The sequence below is a fragment of the Hymenobacter aquaticus genome (genome assembly GCF_004765605.1).
GTDB classification, from domain to species: Bacteria; Bacteroidota; Bacteroidia; order Cytophagales; family Hymenobacteraceae; genus Hymenobacter; species Hymenobacter aquaticus.
The window spans coordinates 262,152-277,321 of record NZ_SRLC01000003.1 but is presented as its reverse complement, the minus strand read 5'-3'; the positions used below and the strand labels follow the sequence as shown (position 1 = coordinate 277,321).

Below are 15,170 nucleotides of genomic sequence, written 5' to 3'. Positions count from 1 at the left end.
TATTTCTTATTCCATGAAACACCTTTTACCTAGCCTTTTCCTGTGGCTGCTGTCGTGGTGCATCGTGCCCCAGGGCCGCGCCCAGAGTCTCGACCCGACCTTCCTGGCCCCGAGTCTGTACCAGACCGCCATTATTACGGCGGCGGCCCAGCAGCCCGACGGTAAGTACATTGTCAGCGGCAACATCGTGCGCGTGAACGGGGCGGCCACGGCGGCCATCGTACGCCTGAACAACGACGGAACGCTGGACCCCAGCTTCGCGACCAGCAGCAGTACCTCGGCGGCCCGGCTGGAAGTGCTGCCCGGCGGCCAGGTGCTGGCTTTCTCCATCGGGCCGTTTCTGATCAACGGGCGCGTTTATCCAAATCTGGTGAAGCTGAACCCGGATGGCTCGGTGGCCAGCGGCTTCAGCGCGGGCAGTGGCATTGCGGGCGGGGCCCTGCGCTCTATGCTGCTGCAGCCCGACGGCAAGATCGTGCTGGCCGGCGGCTTCACCAGCTTCAACGGCACCCCCACGCCGGGCCTGGTGCGCCTGAATCCGGACGGCAGCATCGACCAGGCATTTGCTGCGGCCATTGGCACGGGCATCAACGGGGGCGAGGCGTTTGTCGTGGCCCGCGAACCGGCCGGCACCCTGCTGGTTGGGGGCAGTTTCACCGGCTTCAACGACCGCGCCACGGGCAAGATCGTGCGCCTGCTCAGCACCGGAGCCCACGACGCCAGCTACGTGCCCCCGGTTTCGTCGTCCGCCATCTATGCCCTGGGCATCGACCCCGTAACCGGGCAGGCGCTGGTGCAGGGCCTGCAGAGCGAGCTGACGCGCCTGAACCTCGACGGCTCCCTCGACACCTCGTTCCGGACCACAACCTCTTCGTACTGCTTCACTACTTCCATTTATAGCAACACCCGAATTTTTGTGGACGAGAGCCGCCGCGTGCTGCTGGCCCGCAGCTGCGTCAGTGGCAACATTCCGCCCGGTAACTACTACCTGACCCGCTTTCTGCCCAACGGCGACGTGGACCCGCAGGTAAACGGCAATGGCTTGCTCAACAATACCGTCAACGTGCTGCTGCCGCAAGCCAACGGGGAGCTGCTGGTTGGCGGCAACTTCACCCGCTTCGGCACCGCTGCCAATAAGTCGCTGGTGCGTCTCACTTCGGCTTTCCAGGTTTCAGCCGGCTTTCAGTCGGCGCTGGACGGCTACGGCACCATCACGAAGCTGGCACCGCAGCCGGATGGCAAGCTGGTGGTGGCCGGCAGCTTCCGGGAGATAAACGGGCAGGCCGCCACCAACCTGGCGCGCCTGAACCCGGACGGCACCCCGGATGCTACCTTCCGCCTGCCGGTGGTCGATGCCGCTATCAACACCCTGGATCTGCAGCCTAGTGGCCGTATCGTCATTGGCGGTCTTTTCACCACCGTCAACGGCAACTCCTCGCCCAGCATCGCGCGCCTGCTAACTGACGGCAGCTTCGACGGGTCGTTTATCAACCAGGTTTCCGGCACGCCATTCATCAGCGTCATCGCCGCCCAGGCTGACGGCGGCCTGCTGATTGGGTCCACTGGCGCGGGGGCTACGTTGGGTGGCCGGACCTCCTACCTGCACCGTCTGCTGCCCAATGGCCAGCTCGACGGCACCTACATGCAGGCCATTGGCTCGGGGCCATCCAGCGCCGTATCCACCATTTCCACGCTGCCCGATGGCCGCCACTACGTCGGTGGAGGGTTTTCGCGGTTCAACAATACGCCTACCGAAAGCGTGGTGCGGCTGCTGCCGGCCGGCGGCTTCGACCCCAGCTTCGCGCTGTTCGTCCCGGTCGGGGGCAACCGCTCAATTACCAAGCTGGTGCCCCTGGCGAATGACGCCCTGCTGGTTGGCGGCATCTTCAGCAGCTACGGCGGCGTGGCCCGCAATAACCTGGTGTGGCTGAACGCCAACGGTAGCGTGAATACCACGCTGACTACCGGCCTGGGCAGCGGGGCCATTGCCGAGCTGGCGGTGCAGCCCAATGGTCGTATTCTGGTGGGAGCCTCCGGCGGACAGCTGGTCGGCGGCGTCAACCAGGGCTCGTTGTTCCGCCTGCTGGCCGATGGCACCCTCGACAACAGCTTTGTGGCTGGCCCGGAACTGGTAACGGGTACCATTCGCTCCATCGTGGTGCAGCCCGACGGCAAGTTTGTAATTGGGGGCAGCTTCGCGCAGGTTGGCCCGCAGGTGCGGCCGGCCATAGCCCGCCTGACGGCCTCCAACGTGCTGGCCGTGAGCAGCCAGCAGCTGGCGGCCACTACCCAGGCCTGGCCCGTGCCCGCCCACGGCACCCTGCACCTAAGCCTGGATGCGGCGGCCCAGCCCCGCACCGTGCAGCTGCTCGATGCCTTGGGCCGCGCCGTGCTGACCCAGCCCGTGAGCAGCCAGCAGCTGGCGCTGCCCCTGGCCGGGCTGCCCGCCGGGCTGTACGTGCTGCGCGTCGATTACGCAGAAGGCACTGTGACGCGCCGCGTGGTGGTCGAGTAACCCAAGCATGTCGGCTAAGCTCCGTAGGTTTGCCGCCGCACCCTTCCGGTGCGGCGGCTTTCTTTTTTCGAGTGTTCTATGGCTAAGAAATACGGATTGACTTTGATGGTTATGGTCGTGCTGACCGCCGCCGGCTTTGCCCAAAGCCCGGTGCGCCTCACGCCGGCGGCCCATGCCGAGGCTGTGCTGGCCTTTCAGCAGGAGCTGAATGCCGAGTACCGCGACCCGGCCCGCACGCCGCTGCCGGCCGAAGCCCGCGGCGCCTTCCAAGGCCTGCCGTTCTTTGCGGCCGACTACCGCTACTACGTGGAGGCCACCTTCGTGCGCGACTCGACGTCGGCCCCGTTCAAGATGAAAACCACCGGCCTGCGGGAGCCCGAATACCGCAAATACGGCGAGCTGCACTTCACCCTGAATGGTAAAAAGCTCCAGCTGAACGTGTACCAGGGCCTGGACCTGATGCGCAAGCCCGGCTACGAGGATTACCTGTTCGTGCCCTTCACCGACCCCACCAACGGCCACGACACCTACGGCGGGGGCCGCTACCTCGACTTCCGCATTCCGAAAACCCGCACCGTGTGGCTCGATTTCAACCGGGCCTACAACCCCTACTGCGCCTACAATACCAGTGGTAAGTACTCGTGCCCGGTGCCGCCGCCCGAAAACCGGCTGTCGGTGCCCGTGCGGGCCGGGGTGCGCGCCGACCACTAAGCCGCCAGGCAGCGGCCCGGGCTCCGGCCTCGTATAGCAGGCCACTATGCGCTACGTTTCCCTCGACCTAGAAACCACCGGCGGCAACCCCGACCGGCATCAGATTATTGAACTCGCCGCCGTGGTGGAAGATACCAGGCGCGTGCTGCCCCTGGCCGAGCTGCCGGCGTTCCGGCGCTGCGTGCGCCACCCCGAGTACGTGGGCACGGCTGGCGCCCTGGCCCTGAATGCCGGGTTGCTGGAGGAGCTGGCCCGCAAGGATGCCAACCCCGAGCGGTGCACGCCCGCCGAGCTGGTGCCCCAGCTGCGCGAGTTTCTGCAGCAGCAAGGCTTTCGGGCCGACAAGCACGACTGCGTGGTGGTGACGCTGGCCGGCAAGAACATCGGGCCCTTCGACGTGCCGTTTCTGCGCCTGCTGCCGGGCTGGGGCACGCTGGTGCGCCACGAGCCGGCCCTGCTCGACCCCGCCGCCTTCTACCTGAACTGGCGCAAGGATACCCGCCTGCCCACCATGAGCATCTGCAAGGCCCGCGCCCACTTCGCGGACGATACCGTGGCCCACCAGGCCCTGGCCGACGCCCTGGATGTAGTGGTGCTGCTGCGGCCGTTTTATGAGCTGCCGGTTTATAAGCAGGTGGGTCAGATGTGAGTTGAACGGGGGCAATCCTTGGTTAACAAGCCTCTATGAGCAGGAATGGGTGGTATATTGCATCCTTTTTTACCCAACCTATACTTCATGAAAGTACGTTTACACCGGTTGCTGGCCTGCTGGCTCATGACCTTTGCGGCGCACGCAACCCAGGCCCAGGCCTTGGACCCCAGCTTTCAGCCTATTACCCTCTATACGCCGGCAGCAGTAACTGCAGCCGTGCCTCAGCCTGATGGAAAAAGGCTTGTAGTCGGCAACTTCGGCCGAACGGACGCTGGTGGCAGCACATTTTTGGTGCGCTACAATGCTAATAACACCGTCGACCAGGCTTTCGCAACCACTGTCGCCGGCTTGCAGGTCACTTCCTCTACTACCATCTCCAACGTGCGGGTGTTACCCTCGGGCAAGCTGCTGCTTGTCGGTGACGGAACCATTACGTTTAATGGCGTAACGCGCCAGGACCTGATGCTACTCAATGCCGACGGTACGCTCGACGCTAGCTTCGATGCAGGTATGGCCAGCGGTACCGGGCTGGCCCGCGCGTCGGCGGTGCAGGCAGATGGCAAAATTCTGCTGGGAGGCACGTTTGCCAGTTACAATGGGGTCGTACGCCGCAACTTGGTTCGGCTGCTGGCTAGTGGTGCCGTAGATACATCCTTCGATCCGGGTACTGTATTCAATACCACCGTCGCCGACATTACCCTGCAGCCCGATGGTCGTATCCTGGTAGGAGGTAGCTTCGATGCGCCGGCGGGTGTGGCGCGGCTGCTAGCTACCGGGGCCCTCGACGCATCTTTCGCCTCGCCCTTTACAACCAGTGCCGCCGTAACGATGGTGGGGCTGCAGCCCGATGGCAAAATCTTGCTGGGGGGCGAGCTAAAGTTTCTGAATAACACCAATTTGTCTATTGGCCGTCTATTGACCAACGGTGCCCAGGACCCGTCGTTTTCTGATAACGCCGGGTACCGCCTTTCCATCACCAATCGGAACGATGTCACGGATTTTGTGGTGCAGCCTTCCGGGAAAATTGTGGTGCCCCTTACCTATAGCCTCTACCAGACAAAAGAACTAGTGGCGCGCTTCAACCCCGACGGTACCCCCGACGCTACTTTTAGCGCGCCTAGATCTTTGGGATCCGTAAATTCGCTCCAGCAACAGCCCAACGGCCAACTGCTGGTAGGCGGTTCCTCTTTTATGCTGCCCAACCGCCGCGGTTCGGTCGTGTTGTTAGCCCCTGATGGAGCTATTGATGCGGATTTCAATCCGTTATTACTCAGGAGTGGTTCCCTGCAAAGCATCGTGCAGCAGCCCGATGGCAAGGTGCTGGCAGCTGGTGTGTTCGATGAGGTAAACGGAGTTCGGGCCAACAACATAGCCCGGTTCAATACCGATGGAAGCCTGGATGTCAGCTTCGCGGCAACGACTAACCCGCTGTTGAGTACGCAAAAGATAGTCCTGCAGCCTGATGGTAAAGTGCTGGCTGTGGGCCAGGCAGCTGGCACAAACAACAGCTTGGTCCGGTTGCTACCCAACGGTTCCCTCGACAACACATGGGTAGGACCGCAGGGTGTTTATGTGCGCAGCTATGTAACTCAATTTGCACTGCGAAGCGACGGAAGGATCTACGTAACAGATGGGTTTGGGGTGGATTTATTGCTGGCTACTGGACAGACCAGCCCCGATTTCTATCCTTTTGAGGGTGGCGGTCATATCGTAGCCTTGCTGCCCCTGCCCGATGGTAAACTCCTGATAGGAGGAGCTGGCCAGCTAGGTCCTGGTCCGATAAAGCATAATGCTTTGATGCGTTTGCAGGCCAATGGCCTGTTGGACCCGACTTTCTCTTCGCCTATCCAATCCGTGCCCGATGCGTATGTGGAGGAGTTGCGGCTGCAGCCCGACGGTAAAATCGTGGTAGGCGGCCTCACCAATACAGGTTACCCAAGCTCTTTGCCCTATGGCCTGTTTCGCTTGCTGCCCACCGGTGCAGCCGACAATACATTTACTCCCAACCTGCCAACCAACGGCGCCTTTGGCTGGGTAGAAGCCCTAGCCTTGCAGCCGAATGGTCGCATACTCGTTGGAGCGTACGGTAATGGCCTGCTGCGCAAAATGCCTGACGGCTCGGCTGATGCTACCTTTGGTAATGCTGGGGTCAATTCGGACATAGAGGACATCATATTGCAGCCGGATGGGAAAATTCTCATTGCAGGCTATTTCAATATGGTCAGTGGCCAGGCAACTACGGGCCTGGCGCGCCTGACCGCCCCCAACGTGCTGCACGTGCGCAACTCCCAGCTCGAAGCCCGCACCCAGGCCTGGCCCGTGCCCGCCCACGAAGCGCTGAACCTCACCCTGGATGCAGCCGCCCAGCCCGAATCCGTGCAGCTGCTCGACAACCTGGGCCGCGCTGTGCTACGGCAGGAAGTCACGCAAGCCGAATTGACCTTGCCCCTGCGGAAAGTAAAAGCCGGGGTGTATCTGTTGCGCGTAAACTACGCCGCGGGCCCCGTCACGCGGCGCGTGGTAGTTGAGTAACAACTCAGATATAAACCAAAAGGCCTGAACCGCTCCGGTTCAGGCCTTTTTTATTTGGGAATGGAAAAGCTGCTTACCAGCTGCCGCTGGCCCCGCCGCCGCCCGAAGAGCCGCCGCCGAAGCCACCGAAACCACCACCGCCGCCACCGCCAAAGCCGCCCCCGCCGCCGCCGAAGATGCCGCGGCCGCCGCTGAAGTCGCCGAAGATGATGGGGGGCAGCATGCCGCCCCGGAACCCGCCGCCCCGGCCGCCGCCCCCGCCGCGGCTGCGCATCAGGATGAACAGCACGATGACGCCAATGATCAACCAGAACATCCAGCCCGAGCCGCTCGTGTCCCGGCGGCCGCGCTGGGACGGTGGGGCCTGGTCGGCCTGGTACTCGCCTTTGGCCAGGGCAATCAGCTGGCTGGTGGCCCGGTCGAGGCCCTCGTAGTAGCGGTCCTCGCGGAAGGCGGGCACGATGGTATTGGAAATGATGCGCTTGGCCAGGGCATCCGGAATGGCACCTTCCAGGCCGTAGCCGGTCTGGATGCGGGCCAGGTGCTCCTGCTGCGCCACCAGCACCAGCACGCCGTTGTTTTTGCCTTTCTGCCCGATGCCCCAGCTTTCGTACAGCTGCTGGGCGTAGTTGGCAATTTCGTCGTCGCCGAGGGTAGGCACCGTGACGATGGCAATCTGGGAGGAAGTCGAGTCGTTGTAGCTCACCAGCTTCCGCTCCAGGGCCTGCTCCTCGTCGGGGCGCAGCATGTCGGCCAGGTCATTGACGAGGCGGGGCGGATTGGGGCGGGGTGGAAGCTGCTGGGCGTAGCTCAGGCCACTGAGGGCCAGCCCAACCAGCAGCAGAAAAACGCGGAGCCAGTGCCGCAGCACCAGCACGGGGGAGAGGTTGCTCATACGCGAGGCGGCGCAGGGTCGCCAAATGAGATAGAGTCGTCGAGCTCGTTTTTGTCGGTCTTGGCGTCGTAGGGGAAGTAGCGCTTGAGCTGCTCGCCCACCATGCGCACGCCCCGCTCCAGGCCCACCACGTACTTGCCGGCCCGAAACTGGTCGAGCACGGTTTCCTTCGTGACTTCCCAGAAATCGTCGGACACGGCCGCGTTGATGCCCGAGTCGCCGATGACGGCGAACTGCCGGGTTTGCCAGGCCAGGTAAAACAGCACGCCGTTGCGCTGGGCGGTGTTGTGCATGCCCAGATCGGCAAACACCTGGGCCGCCCGGTCCAGGGGCTCGGGCGTGGGGCAGGTATCTTCCAAATGCACCCGAATTTCACCGGAAGTGGTGATTTCGGCCTGCCGGATGGCCGCAACCAGCACGGCTTCCTGCTCCGGGGTAATAGGATTGGTCATGGTAGTGCTTAGTGCGTGGTGCTTGGTGCTTAGGTGGATGGGCGGGTTCAGGAAGAAATTCCTAAGCACCAAGGACTAGGCACCAAGCACTAAAAGCATTAAAACTGAACCGTAGGCGCTTTCTGAGCCGAGGCGTCGGCTTCGAAGTAAGGCTTCTCCTTGAAGCCGAACATTCCGGCAAACAGGTTGTTAGGAAACGACTTGATGTAGCCGTTGTAGTCGTTGGTGACGGCGTTAAACTTGCCGCGCTCCACGTTGATGCGGTTTTCGGTGCCCTCAATCTGGGCCTGTAGCTCCTGGAAGTTGGCGTTGGCCTTCAGCTCGGGGTAATTCTCGGACACGGCCAGCAACCGGCCCAGCCCGGCGCTTACCTGGCTCTGGGCTTCCTGAAACTGCTTGATGTTTTCGGGCGTCAGGTTGTCGCCGGACAGTTGCACGCTGGTGGCCTTGGCCCGGGCATTGATAACGTCGGTCAGCGTTGACTTCTCAAAGTTGGCGGCGCCCTTCACGGTGTTCACCAGGTTCGGAATCAGGTCGGAGCGGCGCTGGTAGCTGTTTTGCACGTTGGCCCACTGGGCTTTCACGGCCTGGTCTTTCGACACCATGCTGTTGTAGCCGCAGGAAGATTGAGACAACAGCACTATCAGGCCGACCAGGTAGAGAAAAAGACGTTTCATGAGCAAAAGGGTAGGGGAGTGAAAGGAAAAGGGGAAGAATGGGGGAAATGTAGCAGTTCAGATTGGAAACTAACTGCCCGGGCAACGGTTGCCGCCGGGTTGCAAGTACGAATTCAACTCATTGCGGTTGTTCTATGGTCCGCTCCCGCAATGATTCACTATTTTGCGGACTTACGCTTGTTTCATACTGCATGAAAGCTGTTATCCCTGTCGCCGGTATCGGGTCCCGTTTGCGCCCGCACACCCACACTCAGCCCAAGTCGCTGGTGCCCGTGGCCGGCAACACGATTCTGGGGCATATCATCGACCGGCTGCAAGATGCCGGCATTGAGGAGTTTGTGTTCATTATCGGCTACCTGGGCGAGAAAATCGAAAGCTACGTGCGCCGCTACTACCCGCAGCTGCGGTCCACCTTCGTGGTGCAGGAGCCGCGCGAAGGAATCGGGCACGCGCTGTGGCTAGCCCGCGACACCTTCCGTCACGACCAGGACGGCGTGCTCATCATGCTCGGCGACACCATCGTGGACGTGGACCTGCGCGAAATGCTGGGCCGCGAAGGCAACGTGCTGGCCGTGAAGGAAGTAAAGACGCCCTCTATCTTCGGGGTGGTCGAAACCAATAATAGTGGCCGCGTCACCAAAGTAATTGAGAAGCCCCGCATTCCGAAGTCGAACTACGCGCTGGTGGGCCTCTACAAGATTGCCGACCCGGCCTGGCTGGCTTCGGCCCTGGAGCGCATCATCGAGCAGGATCTGCGTACCCACAACGAGTTCCAGCTCACCGACGCGCTGATGCTCATGATTCAGGACGGGGCCCAGATGACCACCGCGCCCGTCGACCACTGGTTTGACTGCGGCCGCAAAGATTCGTTGCTCGAAGCCAACGCCAAGCTGCTGAACCGGCCCGAGTTTCTGGGCAACAAGTACCCCGAGTTTCCCGACACCATCATCATTCCGCCGGTCAGCATCGGCAAGGACTGCCAGATTTCGCACTCCATCATCGGCCCCAACGTGGCCATCGGCGACCGGACCATCGTGAAAAACACCATCCTGAGCGACTCCATCATCGGCTCCTATTCCGAGTTGCGCCAGGCCGTGATGCACGACTGCATCGTGGGCTCGGACGCCTCGTTCCGGGGCCTGAACCACAGCCTGAACATCGGCGACAATACCGAAATCGACTATAGCTAAGCCATTTTAGACCGTAAAAAATCAGAAGCCCCGGCGCCGCAGTTGTAGTGGCGCCGGGGCTTTTTGTCTGTAGGCCACGTGGGCCAGACTAGCCCTGCGGGTACTTCGGGGTAAACAGCCGGTAGCGCAAGGCACCGCTTTGCGTATCGACGTATAGCGTGAGCCGCTTGCCTAAATCCGTGTTGAGGTGGAGTTGAACCTCGGTGGGCCGTTGCGGAGCGGCAAACTTAGGTAGCTGGCGTAGGCGGATAAGCCGGTGCCCGAGCGGCTTGTCGCGCGGAATCAGGCGGAGGGTGTTGTCATTCTCATCGAACAGATAGTACGTGCCGGTTGACGCCAAGTAGCGGTAATTCAGCTCATAGCCCATTTCGGCGGAGGTGCCGTGGAAGCGGAAACGGCCTATTTCCTGACCGTTGAGGGTAAGCAAATGAGCGTTGACGCCAATTTTGCGGTTCGTTATGCCGCCATCGGCCGCAACGTACTGGGCTCCTTCGTACACGGCCAGAATAGTATTGTCGTTGAGCAGCAGCGTGCCGGCTACTTCTTCGTCTTTGCGCGCCAAGCTCACGGGGCGACCGTTGGCGGGTATTATTTCATAGCTGGTGAGCAGCGTGCGGCCGTTGGTAGTAGAAGTCACTTTATCGGAGGCCCCAAAGGCCCAGCTCTGTGGCCCCACGTGGCGCAGCTTGCCAGTAGTAGCATCCAGCAGTAGGAGGGCTTCGCCACCGTCATCAGAGTCGTGTACATACAGCGGCACTTGAAACGCTAAGGCGTTGAACCCAGGCAGGTAGCCATAGAATTCGGGGTCATCGGCAAAGGACTCGTTGACATGTTCCTGGCCCATAGCGGCGGCAAAGTCGGCCTTGTGCAGGGTGGTCGTAAACTTGGGCGTACCGTTGGCCGCTACCAGGCGCACGGTATACGTCACGTCGTAGCCATAACTGCCCGCTAAGGCTATGGCCTGATCTTCGGCCGTGGTTACCTGGGTCGAGTCGAGCGGATCGTGGGGCACGGACAGGCGGCGGGTTGGGTCGGTGGTGGCACTAATCAGCACCCGGTACTGCTGGCTACCGAGCGTGACAGTCGGAATCTTGCCCGCAGAATCAGTGGCCAGGCGTAGCGTAGCAAAGGGCGCGACGGTATCGGCTACGATGGGGGCGGGAGCAACTGCTGGGGCGGAGCTGGCGGCGGGGCGCGCACTCGAAGCGGCCGGCTCAGCCGGTGCCGCCGCCGTAGTGGGCCGGCGCGACTCACAACTGAGCAGTGCAGTACTCAACAAGGTAATCCAGAGTAGGGAGTTAGGCATGGCAAACCGTAGCGTAGCCCACCGATGAGCTAGTGCAAGATGCGTAACCGTCGGCAAACGGCCCGCCGCTATACTTGTACTTTACCGCTTTGTGTGCGGCCTAACGCAGTTTTAAGCCGCTGAGGCGCATGGTCTTGGTCGAGGGACCGGGTGTATATGCGGTTTTTGCCGTAAAATTTTATAGCCTTACGTACGTTCCACCCACAACCTGCCGGCCGTGCCGGCAGTACGCAGAGGGCGGCGCACCGTCGACGGCTCTTAATTTGTTCGAATGCATTTGACCAGTTCTTTCCGTCTGCTTCCGGCTCTGGCCCTGGGGCTGCTGCTCTTGCCCGGCTGCTACTCCCGCAAGGATATCAAGGAGGAGGCCGGGGCCGAAACACCCACCGAGGTACCGTCTGCGGAAGCTCCCGCAGCTGCCGCGCCCCAAGAAACTACGGCTTCGCCCGCCGGTGTGTCTGCTGCGGTGGCTGGCCCCTTAGCTCAGGTCAACGTATTTCTGGAGGTGTCGGGCTCGATGGAGGGCTTCATGCCCAAAACCGGCACCAGCGGCACCAATACCCGCTTCCAGCAGCACGTGGCGCAGTTTCTGTCAGAAGTAAACCGCAGCTCGGCGGCCCGCAAAAATTTCCTGCGCATCAAGGAGAAGCCCTACCGCGACTCGTACCAGCAACTGTCCCAGACCGTGCGCGGCGGGATTCAGCAGCCGGCCAGCAGCACCGATATTCCTACGGTGCTTGACACGCTGGTGGCCAATTACTACGCGCCCAACTCGGTCAGCGTACTGATTTCGGACTTCATCTATTCCCCGAAAAACGCCGGGGCCATTCCCTACATCAGCACCGATATTACCGACGCCCTCAACCGAGCCCAGCAGCCGGACCTGGCCGTGTCGGTGTACGGCTACACCTCCGACTTCCGCGGTACCTACTACCCGGCCCTGACCTCGAGCGTGAAGCGCATCAACAGCTGCTGCGACACCGATATTCCGTACTATTTCTGGGTGATTGGCCCGGCCGACGCCGTGCGCCGCTTTGATAACGCGCTGCTCGAAAAGCAGTCCGCCCAGCAGGCTCACTTTGGCGTGAAGTACCCGGTGCCGGCTTCGTCGTTGCTCAGCCGCTTCCAGAACGTGGGCTCCTGGTACTACGGCGAGAAAGATGCCAGCAAGCGGACCGCCGGGGCTTCCTACCATACGGTGGCCGTCAGCAGCGTGTCGGCCAAGGAGCCGGTGGAGTTCGTGGTGGGCCTGGATTTGAAGCAACTGCCGGGCCTGTTTCGGGACGTGAAGTACCTCAAGCCCAACATGAAACTGCAAGCTCAAGACACCGACGCGAAGATCATCGACGTATTTGCGGCCACCGACCAAACTAAAAACAGCAGCGGAGCCGAAAACCAGTACACGCATTTCGTCAAAGTGCGCGTTACCAAGCTCGGTAAGGCCGCCCGCCCGCTCCAGCTCGTGCTCCAAAATCAGCGCCCGGCCTGGGTCGGGCAGTGGACCACCAAAAACGACAGCAACATCAACCAGGCCGGCGCCAAGACTTTTGCCCTCAGTTCCCTGCTCGACGGCGTGGAAGCCGTAACGACTGCCGGGCCGGGTAAGGCCCCGATTTTCACCATTCCACTCACCCTGCAGCCGGCAGATTAATTTAAAAGCTGATTGCTGATTGCGAGTTGTTAATTGTTGAGGTTTTAACAATCAACAACCAACAATCAACCGCCTGACAACCAGCATTCAACTCTCAACAATCCCCCATGAAAGGCTTCTTCCGCTTTATCTACGAACTCATTGGCACGCCCCAGCCCCCGTCCGAAACGCCGGTGTACCGGGAGGTGATTTTCCCCAACGTGGGTCTGCTCACCATCGGCCTGTCGTTGGCTATGGTGCTGATTTTCTACTACCTCATCAACCGGGCCATGGGCGTGGCCACATTTAATAAGGTGCGGCACTGGGTGATTTTCCTGGTCATCAACGCCCTGTTGGCCTTCATCATCGGTATCTGGCAGGCCAATTCCCAGGAAGTGGCCTCGCACTCGTATATCTACTGGATGTCGACCTGGAACGCCATTCTGGGCTTGTTCTGGTTTTTCCTGTTCTCCGTCATCCTCAAGCGCGGCTCCACCAACGCCAGCACGACTCCTTTTTAAGCGTTAAGTCAGGGTATGCAACCTGCTTTTCCCATGCTAGTCTTCGGCCAGACACCTCAGGAGTCCCTGTGGATTGCTAAGGTCCCGGAGAAAATGCAGACGGTTTCATTACTTGTTCTGCAACGGTCGAAACCGGGAAAAGAAGTGTTTTTTGATTCGGCCAATCGGGTCTGGCACCGGCAAGTGGAGGCGGTGAAGCCATTGGGAGTTGTCACGAAGCTGTTGGCGTACACCTTCTACAATCCGAAAAGCATAGTTGTCAGAAGCGAATGGCTGTTGCAAAGGAATTTCACTTTACCCGAACTCAAGAACCGCGTGAAGGCGTGCGTTGAGGCAGATGATGACGTTCTCACGCAATTCAGCGACGCAGAAGCACTAAATACTCTGCTTGACAAGGCTTCCTCATTTGAGGAAGTGGTCAGAATACTCACTAAGCCGTTTGATGAGGAATACCACTAGTCAAACTCTGCTTCCTACATCTCAAAGCAGCCGCGCCAGTAGCGGCCCAACCATACCAGCAGCCTCAAACTGCATCATCCCCGCATCATCTACCCCGGGGAGATTCGCCAAACTTTAACTCCAACATGGCTAAACTGTTCATTTTCGGCATTGGCGGCACCGGCTCCCGCGTGATTCGGTCCCTGACCATGCTGCTGGCTTCGGGCGTGAAGCTGGCCAACTGCGACCGGGTGGTGCCCATCATCATCGACCCCGACGCCCACAACGGCGACATGAACCGCACGGTAGATATGCTCAAAAGCTACCAGCAGATCTACCAGCGCCTGGGCCCCCGCGAGGACGGCTTCTTCCAGACGGATATGAGCACGCTCAGCAGCATCTCGTCGGATACCAACGGCGGGGTGAAGGATACGTTCGTGTTCGACTTCGGCGGCATCAACCAGAGCTTCCGCCAGTATCTGAGCTACGACCAGCTGTCGGTGGACTCCAAGGGTCTCGTGGAGCTGCTCTTCACCCAGGACAACCTGGAAAGCCCGCTCACTATCGGCTTCCGGGGTTCGCCCAACGTGGGCAGCATCGTGCTGAACAAGGTGGTGGAGTCGCCGGAAATCCGGTTTTTCGCCGACAACTTCCAGGCCGGCGACCGGGTGTTCTTCATCTCCAGCATCTTCGGCGGTACGGGCGCGGCGGGCTTCCCCCTGCTGCTCAAAAACCTGAAGGACCCCAACACCCGCCTCAGCAACGCCGGCTACCTGCGTAGCGCCCTGACGGGTGCCGTCACGGTGATGCCCTACTTCGCCCTGCAATCGGAAGATAACTCGGTTATCGACTCCAACTCCTTTCTGACCAAGACCAAGGCCGCGCTCAGCTACTACGAGCACAACCTGCAGGGCCTCGACGCGCTGTACTACCTGGCCGACACGCCCGACACGCCCTACGAAAACCAGCCCGGCGGCACGGCCCAGCGCAATAAGGCCCACCTCATTGAGCTGCTGGCCGCCCTGAGCGTGGTCGACTTCATGCAGTACTCCGACGCCGAGCTGCGCAACGGCGCGCCGCACTTCCACGAGTACGGCCTCGGCACCGACACCCAAGACCTCAACTTCAGCCACCTGCCCGACGAAAGCCGGGAGCTGATTGCCAAGCACCTAACCCAGCTGCTCTACTTCTCGCGCTACCACAAGCAGCACCTGCCTACCGATAAGGCACCCTACCACGACAACCTGAACCTGACCCACGCCCTGCGCAACGAGCCCATCTTCAAGGAGCTCAATAACTTCCTCCACAGCCCCGAGTACGGCGTCGACGAGTGGCTCAAGGAGCTCAGCCAAAACCGCCGCAGCTTCCGCCCCTTCGACCTAACCACCGACGACTTCAACGCCATGATTGCGGGCAAGCCGGTGGAAAAGAAGTGGAACGACTTCTTCAACAAGGGCCTCAGCCAGAACTACTTCCTCAACCAGCTCAACGACGCGGCCAAGTCCATCCATGAGCCCGACAGCTTCCGCAAGCTCGTCGCCCTGTTCGATAGAGTGACGGATAAAGCCTTTGAGGAAAAGGTGAAGGTGGTGTAGCGGACCCCTCCCCAATCCCCTCTCCTTCATGCGGAGAATCCTCCGGGAGAGGGGCT

13 protein-coding genes are annotated in these 15,170 nt (G+C 60.9%); 9 read left to right on the top strand and 4 right to left on the bottom strand.

What is annotated here, in order from left to right; translation table 11 throughout:
- Window positions 1-13 precede the first annotated feature (13 nt).
- The 4 genes from E5K00_RS20985 to E5K00_RS20970 all read left to right on the top strand — a co-directional run bounded on the left by E5K00_RS20985 (window position 14) and on the right by E5K00_RS20970 (window position 6,410).
- Window positions 14-2,515, top strand: coding sequence for a T9SS type A sorting domain-containing protein (locus E5K00_RS20985; RefSeq protein ID WP_135465272.1), 2,502 nt, complete (start codon window positions 14-16; stop codon window positions 2,513-2,515).
- Window positions 2,516-2,593: 78 nt separating this feature from the next.
- Entirely contained in the window at window positions 2,594-3,226 is a 633-nt protein-coding gene (locus tag E5K00_RS20980; protein WP_135465271.1) for a DUF1684 domain-containing protein, read from the top strand.
- Between the two features lie 46 nt (window positions 3,227-3,272).
- On the top strand, window positions 3,273-3,875 hold the full coding sequence (locus tag E5K00_RS20975; RefSeq protein WP_135465270.1) for a 3'-5' exonuclease family protein: 603 nt from the start codon (window positions 3,273-3,275) through the stop codon (window positions 3,873-3,875).
- 87 nt (window positions 3,876-3,962) lie between these two features.
- Complete coding sequence (locus E5K00_RS20970) at window positions 3,963-6,410, top strand: T9SS type A sorting domain-containing protein (protein ID WP_167856981.1); 2,448 nt, start codon at window positions 3,963-3,965, stop codon at window positions 6,408-6,410.
- Window positions 6,411-6,483: 73 nt separating this feature from the next.
- Here E5K00_RS20970 and E5K00_RS20965 read toward each other — a convergent pair whose 3' ends face one another.
- The 3 genes from E5K00_RS20965 to E5K00_RS20955 form a co-directional block, all read right to left on the bottom strand.
- Complete coding sequence (locus E5K00_RS20965; RefSeq protein WP_135465268.1) at window positions 6,484-7,305, bottom strand: TPM domain-containing protein; 822 nt, start codon at window positions 7,303-7,305, stop codon at window positions 6,484-6,486.
- Window positions 7,302-7,757: a TPM domain-containing protein gene (locus tag E5K00_RS20960; RefSeq protein WP_135465267.1), complete on the bottom strand. Its 456-nt coding sequence runs from the start codon at window positions 7,755-7,757 to the stop codon at window positions 7,302-7,304. The genes E5K00_RS20965 and E5K00_RS20960 overlap by 4 nt, the downstream gene beginning before the upstream one ends.
- A 98-nt stretch (window positions 7,758-7,855) precedes the next feature.
- Window positions 7,856-8,434: a LemA family protein gene (locus E5K00_RS20955; RefSeq protein ID WP_135465266.1), complete on the bottom strand. Its 579-nt coding sequence runs from the start codon at window positions 8,432-8,434 to the stop codon at window positions 7,856-7,858.
- Window positions 8,435-8,625: 191 nt separating this feature from the next.
- Between E5K00_RS20955 and E5K00_RS20950 the strand changes: the two genes are divergently transcribed.
- The gene (locus tag E5K00_RS20950) at window positions 8,626-9,624 is read left to right on the top strand and encodes a sugar phosphate nucleotidyltransferase (protein WP_135465265.1); all 999 of its coding nucleotides are present in this window, start codon (window positions 8,626-8,628) and stop codon (window positions 9,622-9,624) included.
- 88 nt (window positions 9,625-9,712) lie between these two features.
- Here the strand turns inward: E5K00_RS20950 and E5K00_RS20945 are convergent, their stop codons facing one another.
- On the bottom strand, window positions 9,713-10,930 hold the full coding sequence (locus E5K00_RS20945) for a hypothetical protein (RefSeq protein ID WP_135465264.1): 1,218 nt from the start codon (window positions 10,928-10,930) through the stop codon (window positions 9,713-9,715).
- Between the two features lie 277 nt (window positions 10,931-11,207).
- Between E5K00_RS20945 and E5K00_RS22990 the strand changes: the two genes are divergently transcribed.
- From E5K00_RS22990 to E5K00_RS20925, 4 genes are all read left to right on the top strand, one after another.
- The gene (locus E5K00_RS22990) at window positions 11,208-12,581 is read left to right on the top strand and encodes a hypothetical protein (protein WP_210114350.1); all 1,374 of its coding nucleotides are present in this window, start codon (window positions 11,208-11,210) and stop codon (window positions 12,579-12,581) included.
- A gap of 107 nt (window positions 12,582-12,688) precedes the next feature.
- Window positions 12,689-13,081: a hypothetical protein gene (locus tag E5K00_RS20935; protein ID WP_135465263.1), complete on the top strand. Its 393-nt coding sequence runs from the start codon at window positions 12,689-12,691 to the stop codon at window positions 13,079-13,081.
- 15 nt (window positions 13,082-13,096) lie between these two features.
- Complete coding sequence (locus tag E5K00_RS20930; RefSeq protein WP_135465262.1) at window positions 13,097-13,540, top strand: hypothetical protein; 444 nt, start codon at window positions 13,097-13,099, stop codon at window positions 13,538-13,540.
- Window positions 13,541-13,665: 125 nt separating this feature from the next.
- On the top strand, window positions 13,666-15,114 hold the full coding sequence (locus tag E5K00_RS20925; protein ID WP_135465261.1) for a hypothetical protein: 1,449 nt from the start codon (window positions 13,666-13,668) through the stop codon (window positions 15,112-15,114).
- Window positions 15,115-15,170 lie beyond the last annotated feature (56 nt).